The sequence below is a fragment of the uncultured Streptococcus sp. genome (assembly GCF_905372115.1).
In the GTDB taxonomy this organism is placed as follows: Bacteria; Bacillota; Bacilli; order Lactobacillales; family Streptococcaceae; genus Streptococcus.
The window spans coordinates 1-17,351 of record NZ_CAJPNR010000046.1 but is presented as its reverse complement, the minus strand read 5'-3'; the positions used below and the strand labels follow the sequence as shown (position 1 = coordinate 17,351).

Genomic DNA, 17,351 nt, shown 5'->3' with positions numbered 1-17,351 from the left:
TATCAACATTTTCTACATCATCTAGCCAGAGCAGGCTCAGTAAAAAGAGATGGACGGTATCTAAGGTCTCTTGGCTGATGCCTAAATGGTCAAAAGGATTGAGGTCAAAGCAGCGGAATTCCAGATAGGTGATACCCTGCTCCAGATAGGTACGATTGTGCTTCTGTCCACGGAAGCGAACGGCTGAGTAAAATTCTTTTTCAGCGCTGAGCTCGCCTGACTGAACGTAGTTTTCAATATCAGTTACATATTGCTTCAAAGAAGCGTAAGAAACTTTAATGTTCTCGTCATTGACATAGCCATAGTCGCTGTTACGAAAAGAGCGGATAGGCTGGGAAATGTCCTGACTATAGAAGCCAGCTTCTGCTAGAGGGGCTGCCCCGTAGAGATAGGTTAAGATCCAGCGGAAGCGCAGAAAGTTTCGAGCCAGCTTGAGATAGAGGTCATTTTTAAAGTCCTTGAGCGAATGGTGGGAGCTGGCTTGAAAGAGAGCAGTGACCAGATCTTTCCCTAGCTCCATATTGTAGTGGATGCCGGAGATGGCCTGTAGTTTTTTACCATATTTTTCCGCTAAGTCCTCTCGGTAGTGGCGTTCATAGTCGTTTTCCAGATGGGCGATGGCAATCTCTTCTTCTGTCAACTGCGGTGGCATGGACAGGGGCCAGAGGCGTTCACTCTGGTCAATTGAGCGACCAGCCACATCGCTGATAGCTCCCAGTAAGCGTCGTGCTTCCTTAGTCGAGTGAGAAATAGGTGTAATTAGTTCCAGTTGTTGCTCGCTGAAGTCTGTTTGGATGGTCGGGTGGAAATTGCGGGAACCCAGCTGACTAGGATGGGCAGTTTGAGCTAAGTGTCCGTCAGTTGTCACCCGCAGATTTTCCCTCTCCAGACCAAAGGTCGCTTGGAGAATAGGGCTTGATGTATCCAGTTTCTGCAGTAATTGATTAATCGTCATCGTTTCACCGTCCTATGATAGTAATTTTAGTCTATTACAAACAGAAAAAGAAAACAAATTTTCGCTACGGTTTTACAAAAAATCCGAACTTTTATTTTTAATAAACTAACAAATTTCAGAAAATACAGATTTTGTGAAAATTTAATTTATTTTCAAAAGGAAAAAAGCAAATCAAGAATGGATCCCACCTTGAAAAATTGTTAAATTTTTCATATAATGAGGTATAAAACATAATCGCAGGTGAGATTCCTGCCTGCTTTTCAAGAAAGGAAGAGCTGCTTCAGCTCAGACAAAATTATGACATCAGTAGTTGTTGTAGGAACCCAGTGGGGAGACGAAGGAAAAGGGAAGATTACAGACTTCCTTTCAGCCAATGCCGAAGTGATTGCCCGCTATCAGGGTGGTGACAATGCCGGCCACACTATCGTGATTGATGGCAAAAAGTACAAGCTGCACCTGATTCCGTCAGGGATTTTCTTCCCAGAAAAAATCTCTGTCATTGGAAATGGAATGGTGGTCAATCCTAAATCTCTGGTCAAAGAATTGAACTACCTGCATGAAGAGGGTGTGACGACGGATAACCTTCGCATCTCTGATCGAGCGCATGTCATCTTGCCTTACCATATCGAGCTGGATCGTCTGCAGGAAGAAGCAAAAGGTGACAATAAAATCGGAACGACAATCAAGGGAATTGGCCCTGCCTATATGGACAAGGCTGCTCGTGTCGGTATCCGCATCGCTGACCTTTTGGATAAAGATATTTTCAGAGAGCGCTTGGAGCGTAATTTAGCTGAGAAAAATCGCCTCTTTGAGAAATTGTACGATAGTACAGCAATCAGCTTTGATAATATTTTTGAAGAATACTATGAATATGGTCAGCAAATCAAGCAGTATGTGACGGACACTTCTGTTATCCTCAACGATGCGCTGGACCAAGGCAAGCGAGTGCTCTTTGAAGGGGCTCAAGGGGTTATGCTGGATATTGACCAAGGTACTTATCCCTTTGTAACTTCTTCTAACCCAGTTGCGGGGGGAGTGACTATTGGTTCCGGTGTTGGTCCGAGCAAGATTGACAAGGTAGTTGGTGTCTGCAAGGCCTACACCAGTCGGGTCGGAGATGGACCATTCCCAACAGAGCTTTTCGATGAAGTTGGTGACCGCATTCGTGATATCGGCCACGAATATGGCACTACCACTGGTCGTCCGCGTCGGGTAGGCTGGTTTGACTCTGTTGTTATGCGCCATAGCCGCCGTGTATCAGGGATTACCAATCTTTCGCTTAACTCCATCGATGTTTTGAGCGGTCTGGATACAGTGAAAATCTGTGTAGCCTATGACTTGGATGGTCAGCGCATTGACCATTACCCAGCTAGTCTGGAACAGCTCAAGCGCTGCAAGCCGATTTACGAAGAGCTGCCAGGCTGGTCAGAGGACATCACCGGTGTCCGCAGTCTGGAAGACTTGCCAGAAAATGCCCGCAACTATGTTCGCCGAGTGAGTGAGCTGGTTGGTGTTCGCATTTCTACCTTCTCAGTCGGTCCTGGTCGCGAGCAGACCAATATCTTGGAAAGCGTCTGGTCTAATTTATAAAAAAAGTCAGCACAAGGAAATTGCTTCTTGTGCTTTTTTGCAAGAAAATTTTATCTTAAGATTCATGTAAGATATATATTTTATACTAACAGCGTAAACAAAGACCTCCTAACTTTGTTTAAAAATCCTAAACTTTTTTCATAATAATCTCCTGAAAGTCACCCCAGTGGTGGCTTTTATTTTTTCTGAGAAGTGCAGCAGGCTTGTGGTATAATGAGATAGATGACTATAGTTTTAGAAAGACAATGATGGATTATACGATTGAACAAAAAGAAGCATTTATGCGAGAAGCTTTAAAGGAGGCGGAGATTGCCCTGGCTCATGATGAAATTCCTATCGGCTGTGTTTTGGTTAAAGAGGGGAAGATTATTGGTCGCGGTCACAATGCACGTGAGGAGCTGCAACGGGCTGTTATGCATGCGGAAATAATGGCTATCGAAGAGGCAAATCGGCATGAAAATAGCTGGCGCTTGCTGGATACAACGCTTTTTGTGACTATTGAGCCCTGTGTCATGTGCAGTGGAGCAATCGGTCTAGCGCGCATTCCTCACGTTGTCTATGGAGCAGCAAATCAGAAATTTGGAGCAGCTGGAAGCCTTTATGATATTTTGACAGATGAGCGCCTTAACCACCGTGTAGAAGTGGAGACAGGTGTCCTCCAAGAAGAGTGTGCTCAAATTATGCAGGAATTTTTCAGACAGAGAAGGAAAAAATAAAATTAGCCAAAATCAAAAGTTTGTGTTATACTAATTAATGGAGCAACAGTTTTGCGTGAAGCGGGTCAGGGGAGGAATCCAGCAGCCCTAAGCGATGTAAACTGTGTGCTCTTTTCTATTGCTCTTAATGAATCAAGCCTGAAAGGCGCAGATGAATCTTAGAGCAATGGATGCAGTTTTTCCCATAAGGGAAAAATCTGTAAACCTTATAGAGTCTTTTAGTGAATTAAGTCCAAAGGACGCAAAAGAACTTAGGTACATTGACGCAGTTCGAACGGACCTGAAATGAATTCAGCTGACATCCAATCTTAAGAAGCATATTGGTTTTCTTGTCAATCAAAATTATTCTTCTTAATAGGCCTAAAATTTGTTGACTTACGCAAACGATTGCTCTCAGTTATGTCCTAGGATTAGCTTATTTAGAAAAATAGTATAGAATAAAAAATGTAAACGTTTTAAAATAGTAAAAGCACTTGCTTATTTTTTCTTAAAGCGTTATCATAAAAGAAAAGAACAATTGGAGGATAAACATGACACATATTAAATTTGACTATTCAAAGGTACTGGATAAGTTTGTAGCACCACATGAATTAGATTATATGCAGCCTCAAGTGACTGCAGCAGATAATGCTCTACGAAACGGAACAGGTCCTGGAGCAGAAATGACAGGCTGGTTGAATTTGCCTGAAGAATATGATAAAGATGAATTTGCTCGTATTCAAAAGGCGGCTGCTAAAATCCAATCTGATAGTGAAGTGTTAATCGTCATCGGTATTGGAGGATCTTATTTAGGGGCACGTGCAGCTATTGATTTCTTGAATAATTCATTTGTAAACTTGCAAAGCAAAGAAGAACGCAAGGCACCTCAGATCCTCTATGCTGGAAACTCTATCTCTTCAAGCTATTTGGCTGATTTGGTAGACTATGTATCAGACAAAGATTTCTCTGTCAACGTTATTTCTAAGTCAGGAACAACTACAGAGCCTGCTATTGCTTTCCGTGTCTTCAAAGAACTCTTGGTTAAGAAGTATGGTCAGGAAGAAGCAAATAAACGGATTTATGCAACTACAGACCGCGCTAAAGGTGCAGTTAAGGTTGAAGCAGATGCTAATAGCTGGGATACTTTTGTAGTGCCTGATAGTGTAGGTGGTCGTTTTACAGTATTGACAGCAGTGGGACTCTTGCCAATCGCAGCTGCAGGGGCTGATATCAGCAAGTTGATGGAAGGAGCAAATGCTGCTCGCAAGGCTTATGCTTCTGATAAGTTGGCTGAAAATGAAGCATATCAATATGCAGTTGTACGCAATATCTTGTACCGTAAAGGTTATCTGACAGAAGTTCTAGCTAACTACGAACCGTCTTTGCAATACTTCTCAGAATGGTGGAAGCAACTGGCTGGTGAGTCAGAAGGTAAAGATCAAAAAGGTATCTACCCAACTTCAGCGAACTTCTCAACAGACCTGCACTCTTTGGGGCAATTTATTCAAGAAGGAACTCGTATCCTCTTTGAAACAGTTATTCGTGTAGATAAGCCTCGCAAAAATGTGTTGATTCCTGAATTAGCAGAAGACTTGGATGGCCTTGGCTATCTGCAAGGAAAAGATGTTGACTTTGTCAATAAGAAAGCAACAGATGGAGTGCTGTTAGCTCACACAGACGGCGGAGTGCCAAATATGTTTGTGACCCTGCCTGAGCAAGATGAGTTCACTTTGGGCTATACTATTTACTTCTTTGAGTTAGCTATTGCTCTTTCTGGCTACCTGAATGGTATCAATCCATTTGACCAGCCAGGAGTTGAGGCTTATAAGAAAAACATGTTTGCTCTTCTTGGGAAACCAGGCTTTGAAGAGCTGGGGGCTGAGTTGAATGCACGTCTTTGATTCTCATATGCTTTGAGTTCATTTATAATATAAAAAGATCCACAAGTTCATTTCTTGTGGATTTTTTAGTACAAGCCTCTTAATTAGTTTATTATTTTTTTGAACAGTGAAAAAAAGAGTGTCTTAATTCTTTTATGAAAGCGCTGTATAATTGCCTTGTAAATAAAATTTGAGAGGTATCAAAATGAATGATTGGTTAGACATTAAAGGTAAAACAGTTCTTGTGACGGGTGCGTCATCTGGGATCGGTAAGGCAATCGTTGAAGAATTGCTGGAATTAGGAGTCAATGTAGCGAATTTTGATCTTAGCGACAACGATTTGCGTCACCCGAATCTATTATTTGTAAAAGTTGATGTAACTTCTCGCTCTGAAGTAGAAGAGGGTGTTGCCAAAATAGTTGAAAGATTTGGCAATATTGATGCGGTAGTCAACAATGCGGGGATTAATGTCCCTAGATTATTAATCGATGCAGAAAATCCTAAAGGTCCTTACGAGTTGGACGATGAGACGTTCGAAAAAGTAACAATGATTAATCAAAAAGGTTTGTATCTGGTTAGTCAGGCAGTAGGACGTATTTTAGTGAAAAATGGGAAAGGTGTAATTGTGAACATGGCTTCAGAAGCAGGCTTGGAAGGTTCTGAAGGACAAAGTGCCTATGCTGCAACGAAAGCGGCAGTCTATAGTTATACTCGTTCATGGGCGAAAGAGCTTGGGAAACATGGTGTACGTGTGGTTGGAATTGCTCCAGGAATTATGGAAGCTACGGGTCTTCGAACTCTTTCTTACGAGGAAGCTCTTGCTTATACCCGTGGAAAGACGGTAGAAGATATTCGAGCTGGTTATGCTTCAACTTCAACGACTCCATTGGGACGGAGTGGGAAACTACGGGAAGTAGCTGATCTTGTAGCGTTCTATATTTCAGACCGTTCTAGCTATATAACAGGTGTCACTACAAATATTGCCGGAGGTAAAACTCGCGGTTAAAACAATGAAGGTAGGGAAGAGAGTTGACCTTAGTAAATCGGTGGTATAATATTTTAGATAAAATGGTCTCGCAGCCAACTTATTCCTTGGTAGATATGCGCTCAGAACTGGATATTAGCTTGCAAACCTTGCAAAAGAGTATCCAACAATTAAATGATGTTTTGGCTCCTAATATCCAGATTATCGCACAAGATGATCAGTTAATGTTAGAAGTGTATGACTATACAGAGTTGGAAAGGATTTTATCTGGTAGTTTAAAACAGGAGAGTGACTTCAATTCTTCCAGTAAAAGAATTGCCTATTTGCTAAAACGTTTAATTGAGTCAACCTCCCCTCTTCTTATTGACGACTTGGCTGAGGAAGTAGGTGTTAGTAGAAGTACCCTTAATAAGGATTTAAAACAAGTAAAATCTTTGGCAGAGAGTTACTCTATCACTATTTCAGGAAAGCCCAACCGTGGGCTGGAGGTCTTGGGGAGCGAGCTGAATTTGCGCTTGCTCTATATTCACCAAGTGGCTCCTTACTTTGAAGGAAGGACACTCACTGAGGCAACATCTTCTTTTCTGGAGACGCTAGTCCAGGACTATAAAATCCCTAAAGAAACACAGGAACTCCTTCGAAAGACCATTTCAATTATGGTGGAGCGTATTCATACATCTAGAGTGTTGAATTGTCCTATTCCTTACTATAGGAATGATTTAACAGAGACACCTTTAGCTGAGAAATTAATCTATCATATTGAGATGACTTATAAGATTTCTCTCAGTCAGTTTGAGATAGACTTTTTGTGTTTTCCGTTTAATGTCCGTTTTATTGACACTTTAAGCAAGACATCTTATCAATCTGAACAGCTTGCAAATATTTTTCAAGGGATTGTCAAGAAAGTCAAAGAAACAATGTTGGTTCACTTTGATGATGAAGAATTATTTGAAGAAATCAAATCTCATCTAGGCCCCTTAATCAATCGACTGATTTTCCATGTGCAAGCTAATGATATATTTCATGGCGAGGTTCAAACTCAATATCCTTTTGCTTTTGAAATGGCAAAAATAGCTGGAGAAGAACTATCTGCAATTTTTGGTTCTGAAATGGAATTATCTGAAATCGGATATCTGGCTTTGTATTTTGAAATGATTTTAAGAAAGCAAAATTCTGCTGTTAAGGGTTATCGCAAGCAGATAGCTGTAGTTTGCACAACAGGAAGAGGAACTGCTGCGATGATTATTCAGCAACTCAGACGAGTCCTTGGAAATGATGTAGACATTACTCAGTATTCTGAAGAGGATTTTAATGTGGATTTAAATCAGGACTATTTCGCGATTTTTACGACAGTTCCTCTAAAATATAAAGATTCTAAATCTCCAGTCATTCAAGTTAATCATCTTTTTGATGATCAATGGCTGCAGGAAGAATGGCAGAGGGCCAATGCTTTTCATCAAAAAAATCTAGAAACAGTCAGCTTACGTTTTCTTCGGTTGAGCCCCCAAAAAACCTATCAGCAATACTTGCTAAATATGATTTCAGAGTTAGAGAAACTTCAGATGATTGATGAAGGTTTTAGAAATCGGATAATTGATAGGGAGAAAAAGCAATCAACCATTTTTGGTGGAGGAATTGCCTTCCCCCATACAATTAACCAGGGTTATGCAAAGACTATTTTAATGTTTGGAAAACTAGAAGAGCCTTATCAAAAAGGAGATGAATGGATTGAATTTATCTTTCTAGTCGCCATACCCTCAGAAATTGAAAGAAAAATGGAAAGTGAATTGCTGGAATTGTATGACGACATTTTTCGAATTGCAGGAGAGCCTTCTCTAAAAGAAGCATTGAGGGCTGTAGAAACAGAGACAGAGTTTCTATCATTTTCTAAGAGCAAAGGAGTATTTTAATGAATTCGCTAATAATTTTCGCTGTATTTGTCATGGCAGCTTATATATTTCAAATGTTCCTCGGCTGGCAGCAACTCAAAGACTTCAATAAGACCTATACGATGCTCCGAAAACTGGGGCGCGTAGCGATTGGCAGAAAGTCCGGAAGAATAAAATCCGGTACGATTGTCATGTTCGCGGTTGATGAAAACGGTCGGGTTCTTAAAGCTAGCAAAATGCAAGGAGTCACAATCTTAGCGCGTTTTCAAAATATGGACGATTATGTTGGAGAAGACATCCATTATTTTGACAAGTATAATCCTCTTGTGAGAAAAGAAAATAAGTTGATGCAATCAGCCATAGAAGATGCTAGAAAAGTCTATCTTTGGCATGAGGCAGGTATTGAGAAAGAGACAAGTTCATCTGATTCTTTTCTGGGATTCGGCTTTTATGCGAATTACTTACAATTATCTATTAAACAGTTATTTAAAAAAAATAAGAAAAGGAGTTCCTTATGAATCACATTACAAAATTTGCAGAGAGTTTTATGAAACTCTTCCAATTAGGTGGAGAAACCTTTATTAGCTGGATGACAAATATTGTACCGCTTGTCTTAATGCTATTGATTGCAATGAATACCCTTATCGCTTTCTTGGGAGAAGAGAAGGTCAATTCTCTGGCTAAGATTTCTGCCAAAAATCCTGTTAGCCGGTATATGATTTTACCTTTCATTTCAGCCTTTATGCTGGGGAATCCGATGGCGATCAGTATGGGACGTTTCTTACCAGAATATTATAAACCTAGTTTTGTAGCAGCTCAGATGCAGTTCTGCCATACTTCAAATGGTGTATTCCCACATATCAATCCTGGGGAATTGTTTGTATGGATGGGAATTGCGACAGGAATTCAAACTTTAGGTTTAAGTCAGATGGACCTGGCAATCCGTTACATGCTTGTAGGAATTATCATGAACTTTGTTGGTGGATGGGTAACAGATTTTACGACTGCCTATGTTGCAAAACAGCAAGGTGTTACCTTGAGTAAAACATTTGATTGATAGAAAGAGTGAAATTATGTCATATAAGAGTATAAAAGTTGTTAAAGGAAATGGCGGTTTCGGAGGCCCTTTGGTCATTACACCTAGTGAGGCTAAGCATAAATTTATCTATATCACTGGCGGCGGAGAAAAGCCAGATATTGTAGATAAAATTGCTGATTTGACCGGTATGGAAGCTGTTAACGGGTTTAAAACTTCTATCCCTGATGAGGAGATTGCTTTAGCAATCGTGGATTGCGGCGGTACTCTTCGCTGCGGTATTTATCCTAAAAAGGGGATCCCTACAATCAATATTGTCGCTACAGGGAAAAGTGGCCCTCTAGCACAATATATCACCGAGGAAATCTATGTGTCAGCAGTTGGCCTTAATCAAATTTCTGCTGCTAATGAAGACGAAAAAGCGACAACTGTGGTAACTGAAAAGCCAACTTACGATACTAGTAAAAAAATTACAGAGCAAAAAGCTGAAACAAGTATTGTAGCACGAATTGGGATGGGGGCTGGGAAAGTCGTTGCAACCTTCAACCAGGCTGCTCGTGAAGCCATCCAAACAATGCTCAACACAATCATTCCTTTCATGGCCTTTGTTTCCTTGCTGATTGGGGTTATTCAAGGTTCAGGTGTTGGAAATTGGCTGGCAAAATTAATGGTTCCCCTAGCGGGGAACATCTGGGGACTCATTTTGATTGGCTTTATCTGTTCCTTGCCATTCCTATCTCCTTTGTTAGGCCCCGGAGCTGTTATCAGCCAGATTATCGGAACCTTAATTGGAGTCGAAATCGGAAAAGGGAATATTCCGCCCCAAATGGCTCTACCAGCTATATTTGCTATCAACACTCAAAACGGTTGTGATTTCATTCCTGTAGCACTCGGTCTATCTGAAGCCAAGTCTGAAACAGTTGAGGTTGGTGTCCCTTCTGTGCTTTATTCACGCTTTCTCAATGGTGTTCCGCGGGTGCTAGTAGCTTGGATAGCTAGTATTGGCCTTTATCAGTAAACCTTATGATAGATGCACGTAAACATAGCAACTATTATGTTAAACTTATCTATAAGCATAAGTTTATGACAGATTTGAGAAAGGATGAATCGGAATTAGATGAAGAAAATTTTTGAAGCTAAAGTAATTCAAGTGGGGCCTGAAGCTCAGAATATGATTCAAGATGCCAATATGCTCATTTTATTTGGAGAAGAAGCTCCGGAAGACTTAGCAGAGTATTGTTTTAAAATCGATAACAAAAATCTTCTAGGTGCAATACTAGAAGGTGGAAAGCTGGTCGTAGATAGTCAGGAATATTCGATTACTGCCGTAGGAAATGTAGTAGAAAAAAATTTAACTGGACTGGGCCATATCACTATTTCTTTTGATGGTTCAAAAGAGGGGAGCCTGCCGGGCACTCTCCATGTTGCAGCAGACCAAGCAGTAGTAATTGAAAAGGGCTCTACCATTCAGATTTTTGAAGCTGCCTAAGTAGGATAAAATATCTAAATAAGAATACTAGAAAAATAAGAGTCTAAAAACTTGATTCAGAGCCTGGGCAAAAAGTCCAGGCTTTTGAGTCTAAATTAGAAAAAATAGATGACGCAGTGGTTGATTGGCATCTTCCTTCGCTTTTTAAGCTCCAAAGATGACCTAATCAACTGTGCGGGGGTGGGAAGACGAACTTTTTAACTTGTTTGAAGTTCTTTCCCACTCCCTTTTTGATAGGAAGAATAATTTATGTTATAATATTGTAAAATTTGTCATTATTTTTCAATGTTTTCGCAATATGACAAATCAATAAAATTTATAAGGAGAAAACCATGTCAGATAAAGATGGACAAGGTCAAGTGCAAGGGGCTTGGCAAGAAAATCAAACTAGCCAGCCAATGCAAGGGAATTTCCAGCAGATTCAGCCGCAAGAATTACCTGATAAGAAAGGCAATATCGGAAAAGTCATAGGACTTTCAGTTTTTGCTATTATAATTGGTCTTTTGATTGGCAGCGGTTCAGCTTATTTTATCGGCAAGCAGGCGCAGACAAATAAGGATATTCAAAGGATTAAACGTTTAAGTAAGGCTCAGGAAGAAGCCAAAGACAAGAGTGACAGCTTTACTACAGACGAGCAGTCGGTTCAGTTTAATTGGACTTTGAAAGACTTGGGACGGTTGAGCTATACAAATGATGAAGGATTAGGTCTGACGGCTGATCAAATCGTTGAAACTTATGGCTTGGCTAGTTCAGCAGAATATGATCGTAATCGTCTGTTACTTCGATGGGGCCCTTCTGTCAGGGACAAGGAGCAAAATATTTCTTTTCAATTTGATAAAGTTGACCAGAATTACTATCTGAAGCAAGTGGTAGTTGGAGATTCTTTTAAAGAATATAGAAAAGGGAAGGAAACGACGGATTGGAGCGTATTATCTCCCAAAGACCTTGAACGTTTGAAAGAAGGAGACAAGGAAACGGGTGAAGGAGGAACAGCTTTATCAGAGGTCCTGAAGAAGCATCCTGTTCCGTCAGAAATTGTCATCACAACCGAACGTGACGTAGATAATAAGATTATCTCCAATCGTCTGATTGCTGAGGTGACTTATAAAACAGAAGATGGTTATGAATACCTATTGTTTGTAGGCCAGCCAGATGGAAATTTCTTATATATAAAGTCAGAGGAAATGTAAGTTTTTAGTTATTTAGTTTATCTTTTGTAACTGACTGCTTTCAAAGCATTTCGTTATTAAAAGAGAACTGATAAGACTATTGGAAATAAACAAGAAAGAGGAAAGAAGATTGACAGAACAGCAAACACAGCATTCTTTTGAGCCTTCAAGGAATGCTCAGTCGCAAGAGGAATTCCCGCATCATTTTCAACCTCAGCAAGGCCATGTTTCAAATCCGCAGGGACCAACTCCGCCTTTGACCAAGAATAAATCCTGGAAAGGAATCCTGATAGGCGGAGCCTTGCTTTCTCTTGGTCTTGGACTAATCGGAGGGGGAATCTGGGGCTATAGAATGGGAGTAGCGGATGTCATCAAAGGGGAATATCCTGTGCTCCATCCTTTAGCAGATGCTAGGGAATCAAAGAGGGATCAATCAGATCAGTACATTGACCCTGATACTACTGAGTTCAAGTGGGATATTGATAGTTTGTCAGAGTTACGGTTCAATACTATTCAGACAGATACGAATGGTACTTCTGTGGAAGATATTCTAGATAAATATGGCAAGGCTTTAAAAGAAGAAATCTCTCGTGACAGCCTTGATTTAGAGTGGGGAACGCTTCAAGATTCTGATGATGAGGAGGACTGGCCAATTTATTATACAGATCAAACTGCTTCTCTGGATTTTGAGAAGAAAAAAGATGGTTTCTATCTGAATAGCCTTCATATCTATAATATTCGCTTTGAAGGAAGTAAACATAATGCTGAGGACGAAGCGATGGCGGCTGATTACTTTGAAAAATTGAAAAAAGGCGATGCAAAGACTGGTAAGGATGGCATTTCCTATAAGGAAGTTTTTAAGGAATATGGCAGTCCGCGAAGTATCTCTATTCGTGTAGATGAAGATTTCAATGAGGATACTAGTCAAACCATTATGGAGGTGGCTTATGACGCTCCTAATGATGGTACTTACAGGTTGTTATTCGTTCAGCAGGAGGACGGAAACTATCTTTTGTCCACTACTGCCAATAAATAAAATAGAACTCAAATAATAAAAGGTGAAATGATGTCAGAACAAAATAAACCGCAGGAACAATCTTTAGAAGGATTGGCTCCGTATCCACAGCAAGTCCAGTCATCAGACTCAGGACAATTTGTAGCTAACTCAACAGAGGGGCAGCCTTTCCCAACAGAAGGAGGCAGTTCTGAAATGCCGAATTCTAATCAAGATTTTGGTGTTCAGCAACCAATTTTTGATGCTCCTCAACAACAGATGCCTCAGCAGGATAATTGGGAAAATCCTGCTTTTCAAGAAGCAATTCCTCAGGGATTTAATCCAGCTGGTCAGAACTTTGCCGGACCACAGCAAGCTGCAAACTTCGCTGCCCAGCCAAGTCCAGAGCCAAAGAAAAATAGTACGGGCAAGCTGATAGGATTTTTAGGAATAGGCCTGGCAGCGGGACTATTGCTAGGAGGTCTTGGCGGCTATTTCCTAAATGATTTTATGGGTGGGGGAAGTGTGCCAAGTCTGTCTCGAAAGGGACATCAAAGCGATGTTGCTTCTTTTGTGGCTCCGTCAAAAGAGGATGTGTATGAGTGGGAAGTGAAAGACCTTGAAAAGCTGAGCATTGTTAGTGCGGATGATGAAGGATTGACCCCTGAACAAGTAGTCAAAGATTTTGGCTTGGCTAGCAGTGTGACGTTTCAGGAAGAAGGACTCTCATTGTCTTGGTTACCTGACTCTAGTTACACCACTCTGACCTTTATGAAACACGAGGATGGCAGCTACCATCTTCAGGGTATGAGTATTATGCCCGGCAGTGATGGCTATAATAAAAAGGTATCTAGCCAGATTACAGAGAGCTTAAAGACAGGTGATGCGGAAACAGGCGAGGGCGGTTCTTCCTTTAAAGAAGTAATCAAGGAATACCCAGAATATCAACATATCTCAGTTTATGGGGATAGTGAATCAGAGCCGAAGATGCTTGTAAACTATGAAACCTCTTCAAATAAGGAGATAACTTTGACTTTTATCCGTCAGGAAAATGGACAGTACCTATTGAGTAATCTTTCTAAATAGAATAAATGAATAGGAGTGCTTGTCATACAAGCTGGAAGCTCTGAATGGTACGCAAAAGATTAAAATGACCATTGATGCCAACAGTGGGAACATTTTGAACGAAAGAATTAAATAATATCGTTGGTATATAAGTTTGGAATTGCTTTGTTGGGCACGGACGAGAGTTCGTGTCTTTTTACAATCTGTATCTCATGTAGAGAGTCTTATAGGAGTTTTGCAATCCCCTTTTTTGTGTTATAATATTGTCTAATCAAGCTTCTTGGTTTACTTCAATTGTTCTTCAAGTTGTTGGAGATTGCGAAGATAAACAAACTAAAAGGCTAAATCATTCACGAATCGAGGGAAAAATCATGTCTGCTACTAAAATGAACGCTCAAGAAATTATCAAATTTATCGCTGATGCCAAGAAAAAAACTCCGGTCAAGGTAACCTTTGATGGAGAATTGCACGGATCAATCCCTTGGTCTGTTGTGAAGTTAGGCAATGTTCTTTTTGGAGACTGGGAAGAAATCAAGCCGCTCCTAGCGAACTTAGAGGAAAATAAGACTTATGTCGTAGAGCAGGATGCCCGCAACTCAGCGGTGCCGCTTTTGGATAAGCGTGACATCAATGCCCGCATTGAGCCGGGCGCTATTATTCGAGACCAAGTTGAAATTGGCGACAATGCTGTCATCATGATGGGGGCGGTCATCAATATCGGTGCGGAGATTGGTGCTGGGACCATGATTGATATGGGCGCTATTCTGGGCGGCCGAGCGATTGTCGGAAAAAACAGTCATGTCGGTGCTGGTGCTGTTCTGGCGGGAGTCATTGAGCCGGCTAGTGCTGAGCCAGTTCGGGTTGGAGACAATGTGCTGATTGGTGCCAATGCGGTTGTAATCGAAGGTGTACAAATTGGCAGTGGTTCCGTTGTTGCGGCCGGTGCGATTGTGACCCAGGATGTTCCGGAAAACGTAGTGGTTGCTGGTGTTCCGGCACGAGTTATCAAGACCATTGACGAGAAGACCCAGCAGAAGACAGCTCTGGAAGACGCCCTGCGTACTCTTTAAAAATGGCATAAAGATGAATTGATTGGGCCTAGCCCAAAACTTTGACAGGTCTGACAAGATTTTAAAGGAAAGAAAAATGCTTGATTATCTGAACATTCGCCGTGATTTACACCAGATACCAGAAATCGGTCTGGAAGAATACAAGACTCATGCCTACCTGATGCAGGTCATTGATGGACTGACAGCAGGTCTAGACTTTGTGGAAATCCGAACTTGGCGAACTGGTATTTTGGTCTTTATCAAGGGAAGTTCACCAGATAAGACGATTGGCTGGCGGACAGATATTGATGGTCTTCCGATTGTGGAGGATACAGGCCTGGACTTTGCCAGCACTCATGAAGGCCGGATGCATGCCTGCGGACACGATATGCACATGACGGTGGCTCTAGGACTGCTGGAGCAAGCTGTGAGCACTCAGCCTACCCACAATCTGCTTTTTCTCTTTCAGCCTGCTGAGGAAAATGAAGCTGGCGGAATGCTCATGTATGAAGATGGTGCCTTTGGCGACTGGCTGCCGGATGAGTTTTACGGCCTCCATGTGCGGCCGGATCTCAAAGTTGGCGATATTGCCACTAATAGAGGAACGCTTTTTGCTGGCACCTGTGAAGTCAAGCTGACCTTTAAGGGGAAGGGGGGCCATGCGGCCTTTCCTCATGAAGCCAATGATGCTTTGGTGGCGGCTAGCTACTTTATCACCCAGGTGCAGACCATTGTCAGCCGCAATGTCGATCCTATCGAGGGAGCGGTTGTGACCTTTGGTTCGCTCCATGCTGGCACGACCAACAATGTCATCGCAGAAACGGCCTTTTTGCATGGCACCATTCGGACTCTGACTCAGGAGATGAACCTCTTGACTCAGAAGCGCTTACGGGAAATAGCAGAGGGTCTAGCCCAAAGTTTCGGTCTGGAATTGGACTTGGAACTCAAGCAAGGTGGTTATCTGCCTGTAGAAAATCATCCTGACCTAGCAGACGAATTAATGGACTTTTTCCAGAAGGAAGAAGGAGTGGAGCTGATTGATATTGCGCCGGCTATGACAGGCGAGGACTTTGGCTATCTGCTCAGCAAGGTCAAGGGCGTCATGTTCTGGCTGGGAGTGGATAGTCCCTATGCCCTCCATCATCCCAAGATGACACCGGATGAGGCAGCACTGCCCTTTGCTATTGAAAAGATTGGGAAATTCCTAGATTATAAAATCAACGAAAGATAAGAAAAAGGTGGACGAGCTGCATGAAAAAAGAGCTGAGACAAACTGTACTGAACCAGATGAAGAAACTTGCAGGAAAAGAAAAAGAGCAGGCAGATAGCTGGCTGACCCAGCACTTGCTCAGTTCAGCAGCTTATCAAAAAGCTCAGGTTATCGCTACTTATCTTTCAATGCCGCATGAAGTCTCTACTGCAGCCTTTATCAAACAGGCTCAGTTAGATGGTAAGCGGGTTTTAGTGCCCAAAACCTATGGCCAGGGACGGATGATATTTGTGGATTATGATGAAAGTTACCTGCAAAAGAGCTCTTTTGGCCTTATGGAGCCGATGAGCGAAGAGGCTGTGGAGAAGACGGAGATTGATCTGATTCATGTGCCGGGTGTGGTTTTCAATTCTCAAGGCTTTCGGATTGGTTACGGCGGTGGCTACTATGATCGCTATCTAGCTGATTTTGCTGGGGCGTCTATCAGCAGCATCTATAGTTTTCAAAAATCTGATTTTGAGCCTGATTATCACGATATAGCAGTAAAGGAGGTGTTGACTTATGAACTACATCTATGATAAAAAATATCCTGTGACCAGTATTTTGCTAATTCTGACAACGCTTGTCTTTGTGGGGATGCTTATTTTACGTGGCTTTTCTTATGCTGAAGCACAAACGGTCTTTGAATTTGGAGCAGTGTATTCTCCAACTATTATCATGAATCCTATTCAGATATGGCGTCTCTTTTCTGCTATCTTTGTGCATATTGGCTTGGAGCACTTTGTGGTAAATGTTATTACTCTTTATTTTATTGGACGGCAGGCAGAAGACATTTTTGGCTCGCGAAATTTCTTTCTGCTCTATATGATGTCTGGCCTAATGGGAAATATCTTTGTCTTCTTTTTCAGTCCGGATGCTCTATCAGCAGGAGCTTCAACCGCCTTGTTTGGACTTTTTGCCTCTATCGTGACCCTGCATTATGTCGTTCGTGACAGCTACATTCAGCAGCTGGGGCAGTCTTATATGACCTTGATTGTGGTCAATATCATCTTTAGTTTCATGCCTAGTATCAGCTTGGCGGGGCATTTGGGAGGTTTGATTGGTGGCATACTCTGTGCGGTCATTCTCCCTATCAAAGGCTCAAGCAATGCTTTTAAACCTGCTCAGCGCTGGCTAGTCTTGTTTGGCTATCTAGCCTTGGCTGCCCTTCTGATTTTTCTAGGCTTTCATCATTCCTTGATTTAACAAGTATGTATAAATAACTGGCGAAATATAAAAAAAGAGGTTGAATGAACCGCACCCCAAAAGTTAGACAGAAAAAATCTAACTTTTGGGGTGTTTTTAA

The 17,351-nt window shown here is 41.6% G+C and carries 17 protein-coding genes and 1 other RNA gene; 17 read left to right on the top strand and 1 reads right to left on the bottom strand.

Going from position 1 to position 17,351, the window contains the following annotated elements:
- Positions 1–955 (bottom strand): bifunctional glutamate--cysteine ligase GshA/glutathione synthetase GshB (gshAB, locus tag QZ169_RS09935; protein WP_295506745.1); only part of this gene is annotated, 955 nt, incomplete at its 3' end.
- A gap of 297 nt (positions 956–1,252) precedes the next feature.
- Here gshAB and QZ169_RS09930 point away from each other — a divergent pair.
- The 17 genes from QZ169_RS09930 (at position 1,253) to QZ169_RS09850 (ending at position 17,251) form a co-directional block, all read left to right on the top strand.
- Positions 1,253–2,545 carry an adenylosuccinate synthase gene (locus QZ169_RS09930; RefSeq protein ID WP_125382633.1) on the top strand — a complete coding sequence of 431 codons (1,293 nt, stop codon included), beginning with the start codon at positions 1,253–1,255 and terminating at the stop codon, positions 2,543–2,545.
- A gap of 245 nt (positions 2,546–2,790) precedes the next feature.
- Positions 2,791–3,261: a tRNA adenosine(34) deaminase TadA gene (gene tadA / locus QZ169_RS09925; protein ID WP_125382631.1), complete on the top strand. Its 471-nt coding sequence runs from the start codon at positions 2,791–2,793 to the stop codon at positions 3,259–3,261.
- Between the two features lie 28 nt (positions 3,262–3,289).
- An RNA gene (ffs, locus tag QZ169_RS09920) (signal recognition particle sRNA small type) lies at positions 3,290–3,388 on the top strand.
- A 403-nt stretch (positions 3,389–3,791) separates the two neighbouring features.
- Positions 3,792–5,141 carry a glucose-6-phosphate isomerase gene (locus QZ169_RS09915; protein ID WP_125382630.1) on the top strand — a complete coding sequence of 450 codons (1,350 nt, stop codon included), beginning with the start codon at positions 3,792–3,794 and terminating at the stop codon, positions 5,139–5,141.
- Positions 5,142–5,325: 184 nt separating this feature from the next.
- Positions 5,326–6,126 carry an SDR family oxidoreductase gene (locus QZ169_RS09910; protein ID WP_002902100.1) on the top strand — a complete coding sequence of 267 codons (801 nt, stop codon included), beginning with the start codon at positions 5,326–5,328 and terminating at the stop codon, positions 6,124–6,126.
- A 62-nt stretch (positions 6,127–6,188) separates the two neighbouring features.
- Positions 6,189–8,015: a PTS sugar transporter subunit IIA gene (locus QZ169_RS09905; RefSeq protein ID WP_080976170.1), complete on the top strand. Its 1,827-nt coding sequence runs from the start codon at positions 6,189–6,191 to the stop codon at positions 8,013–8,015.
- Entirely contained in the window at positions 8,015–8,512 is a 498-nt protein-coding gene (locus tag QZ169_RS09900) for a transcriptional regulator GutM (protein ID WP_002893984.1), read from the top strand. Before QZ169_RS09905 ends, QZ169_RS09900 begins: the two co-directional genes overlap by 1 nt.
- A complete protein-coding gene (locus QZ169_RS09895) occupies positions 8,509–9,051 on the top strand; it encodes a PTS glucitol/sorbitol transporter subunit IIC (RefSeq protein WP_002893982.1) in 543 nt (180 codons plus the stop codon). The genes QZ169_RS09900 and QZ169_RS09895 overlap by 4 nt, the downstream gene beginning before the upstream one ends.
- Before the next feature lie 16 nt (positions 9,052–9,067).
- Entirely contained in the window at positions 9,068–10,048 is a 981-nt protein-coding gene (locus QZ169_RS09890; protein WP_009660130.1) for a PTS glucitol/sorbitol transporter subunit IIB, read from the top strand.
- 99 nt (positions 10,049–10,147) lie between these two features.
- Positions 10,148–10,519: a PTS glucitol/sorbitol transporter subunit IIA gene (locus QZ169_RS09885; RefSeq protein ID WP_125382629.1), complete on the top strand. Its 372-nt coding sequence runs from the start codon at positions 10,148–10,150 to the stop codon at positions 10,517–10,519.
- Positions 10,520–10,851: 332 nt separating this feature from the next.
- A complete protein-coding gene (locus tag QZ169_RS09880; protein ID WP_002914133.1) occupies positions 10,852–11,709 on the top strand; it encodes a hypothetical protein in 858 nt (285 codons plus the stop codon).
- Positions 11,710–11,788: 79 nt separating this feature from the next.
- Positions 11,789–12,724, top strand: coding sequence for a hypothetical protein (locus QZ169_RS09875; protein WP_004192515.1), 936 nt, complete (start codon positions 11,789–11,791; stop codon positions 12,722–12,724).
- 30 nt (positions 12,725–12,754) lie between these two features.
- A complete protein-coding gene (locus QZ169_RS09870; RefSeq protein WP_032910572.1) occupies positions 12,755–13,768 on the top strand; it encodes a hypothetical protein in 1,014 nt (337 codons plus the stop codon).
- Between the two features lie 350 nt (positions 13,769–14,118).
- Positions 14,119–14,817, top strand: coding sequence for a 2,3,4,5-tetrahydropyridine-2,6-dicarboxylate N-acetyltransferase (gene dapD, locus QZ169_RS09865; protein WP_002905478.1), 699 nt, complete (start codon positions 14,119–14,121; stop codon positions 14,815–14,817).
- A 76-nt stretch (positions 14,818–14,893) separates the two neighbouring features.
- Positions 14,894–16,027 (top strand): N-acetyldiaminopimelate deacetylase, encoded by a 1,134-nt coding sequence (locus QZ169_RS09860; RefSeq protein ID WP_032910570.1) that lies wholly within the window; start codon positions 14,894–14,896, stop codon positions 16,025–16,027.
- A gap of 20 nt (positions 16,028–16,047) precedes the next feature.
- Complete coding sequence (locus QZ169_RS09855; RefSeq protein ID WP_002914127.1) at positions 16,048–16,584, top strand: 5-formyltetrahydrofolate cyclo-ligase; 537 nt, start codon at positions 16,048–16,050, stop codon at positions 16,582–16,584.
- Entirely contained in the window at positions 16,568–17,251 is a 684-nt protein-coding gene (locus QZ169_RS09850; RefSeq protein ID WP_002902117.1) for a rhomboid family intramembrane serine protease, read from the top strand. The genes QZ169_RS09855 and QZ169_RS09850 overlap by 17 nt, the downstream gene beginning before the upstream one ends.
- The last annotated feature ends 100 nt before the right edge of the window (positions 17,252–17,351 follow it).

Excerpts from the sequence above, each read along its gene's own strand:
- QZ169_RS09930 (WP_125382633.1), top strand. The coding sequence starts at position 1,253 with ATGACATCAGTAGTTGTTGTAGGAACCCAGTGGGGAGACGAAGGAAAA.
- tadA (WP_125382631.1), top strand. The coding sequence starts at position 2,791 with ATGATGGATTATACGATTGAACAAAAAGAAGCATTTATGCGAGAAGCT.
- QZ169_RS09915 (WP_125382630.1), top strand. The coding sequence starts at position 3,792 with ATGACACATATTAAATTTGACTATTCAAAGGTACTGGATAAGTTTGTA.
- QZ169_RS09910 (WP_002902100.1), top strand. The coding sequence starts at position 5,326 with ATGAATGATTGGTTAGACATTAAAGGTAAAACAGTTCTTGTGACGGGT.
- QZ169_RS09905 (WP_080976170.1), top strand. The coding sequence starts at position 6,189 with ATGGTCTCGCAGCCAACTTATTCCTTGGTAGATATGCGCTCAGAACTG.
- QZ169_RS09900 (WP_002893984.1), top strand. The coding sequence starts at position 8,015 with ATGAATTCGCTAATAATTTTCGCTGTATTTGTCATGGCAGCTTATATA.
- QZ169_RS09895 (WP_002893982.1), top strand. The coding sequence starts at position 8,509 with ATGAATCACATTACAAAATTTGCAGAGAGTTTTATGAAACTCTTCCAA.
- QZ169_RS09890 (WP_009660130.1), top strand. The coding sequence starts at position 9,068 with ATGTCATATAAGAGTATAAAAGTTGTTAAAGGAAATGGCGGTTTCGGA.
- QZ169_RS09885 (WP_125382629.1), top strand. The coding sequence starts at position 10,148 with ATGAAGAAAATTTTTGAAGCTAAAGTAATTCAAGTGGGGCCTGAAGCT.
- QZ169_RS09880 (WP_002914133.1), top strand. The coding sequence starts at position 10,852 with ATGTCAGATAAAGATGGACAAGGTCAAGTGCAAGGGGCTTGGCAAGAA.
- QZ169_RS09870 (WP_032910572.1), top strand. The coding sequence starts at position 12,755 with ATGTCAGAACAAAATAAACCGCAGGAACAATCTTTAGAAGGATTGGCT.
- dapD (WP_002905478.1), top strand. The coding sequence starts at position 14,119 with ATGTCTGCTACTAAAATGAACGCTCAAGAAATTATCAAATTTATCGCT.
- QZ169_RS09860 (WP_032910570.1), top strand. The coding sequence starts at position 14,894 with ATGCTTGATTATCTGAACATTCGCCGTGATTTACACCAGATACCAGAA.
- QZ169_RS09855 (WP_002914127.1), top strand. The coding sequence starts at position 16,048 with ATGAAAAAAGAGCTGAGACAAACTGTACTGAACCAGATGAAGAAACTT.
- QZ169_RS09850 (WP_002902117.1), top strand. The coding sequence starts at position 16,568 with ATGAACTACATCTATGATAAAAAATATCCTGTGACCAGTATTTTGCTA.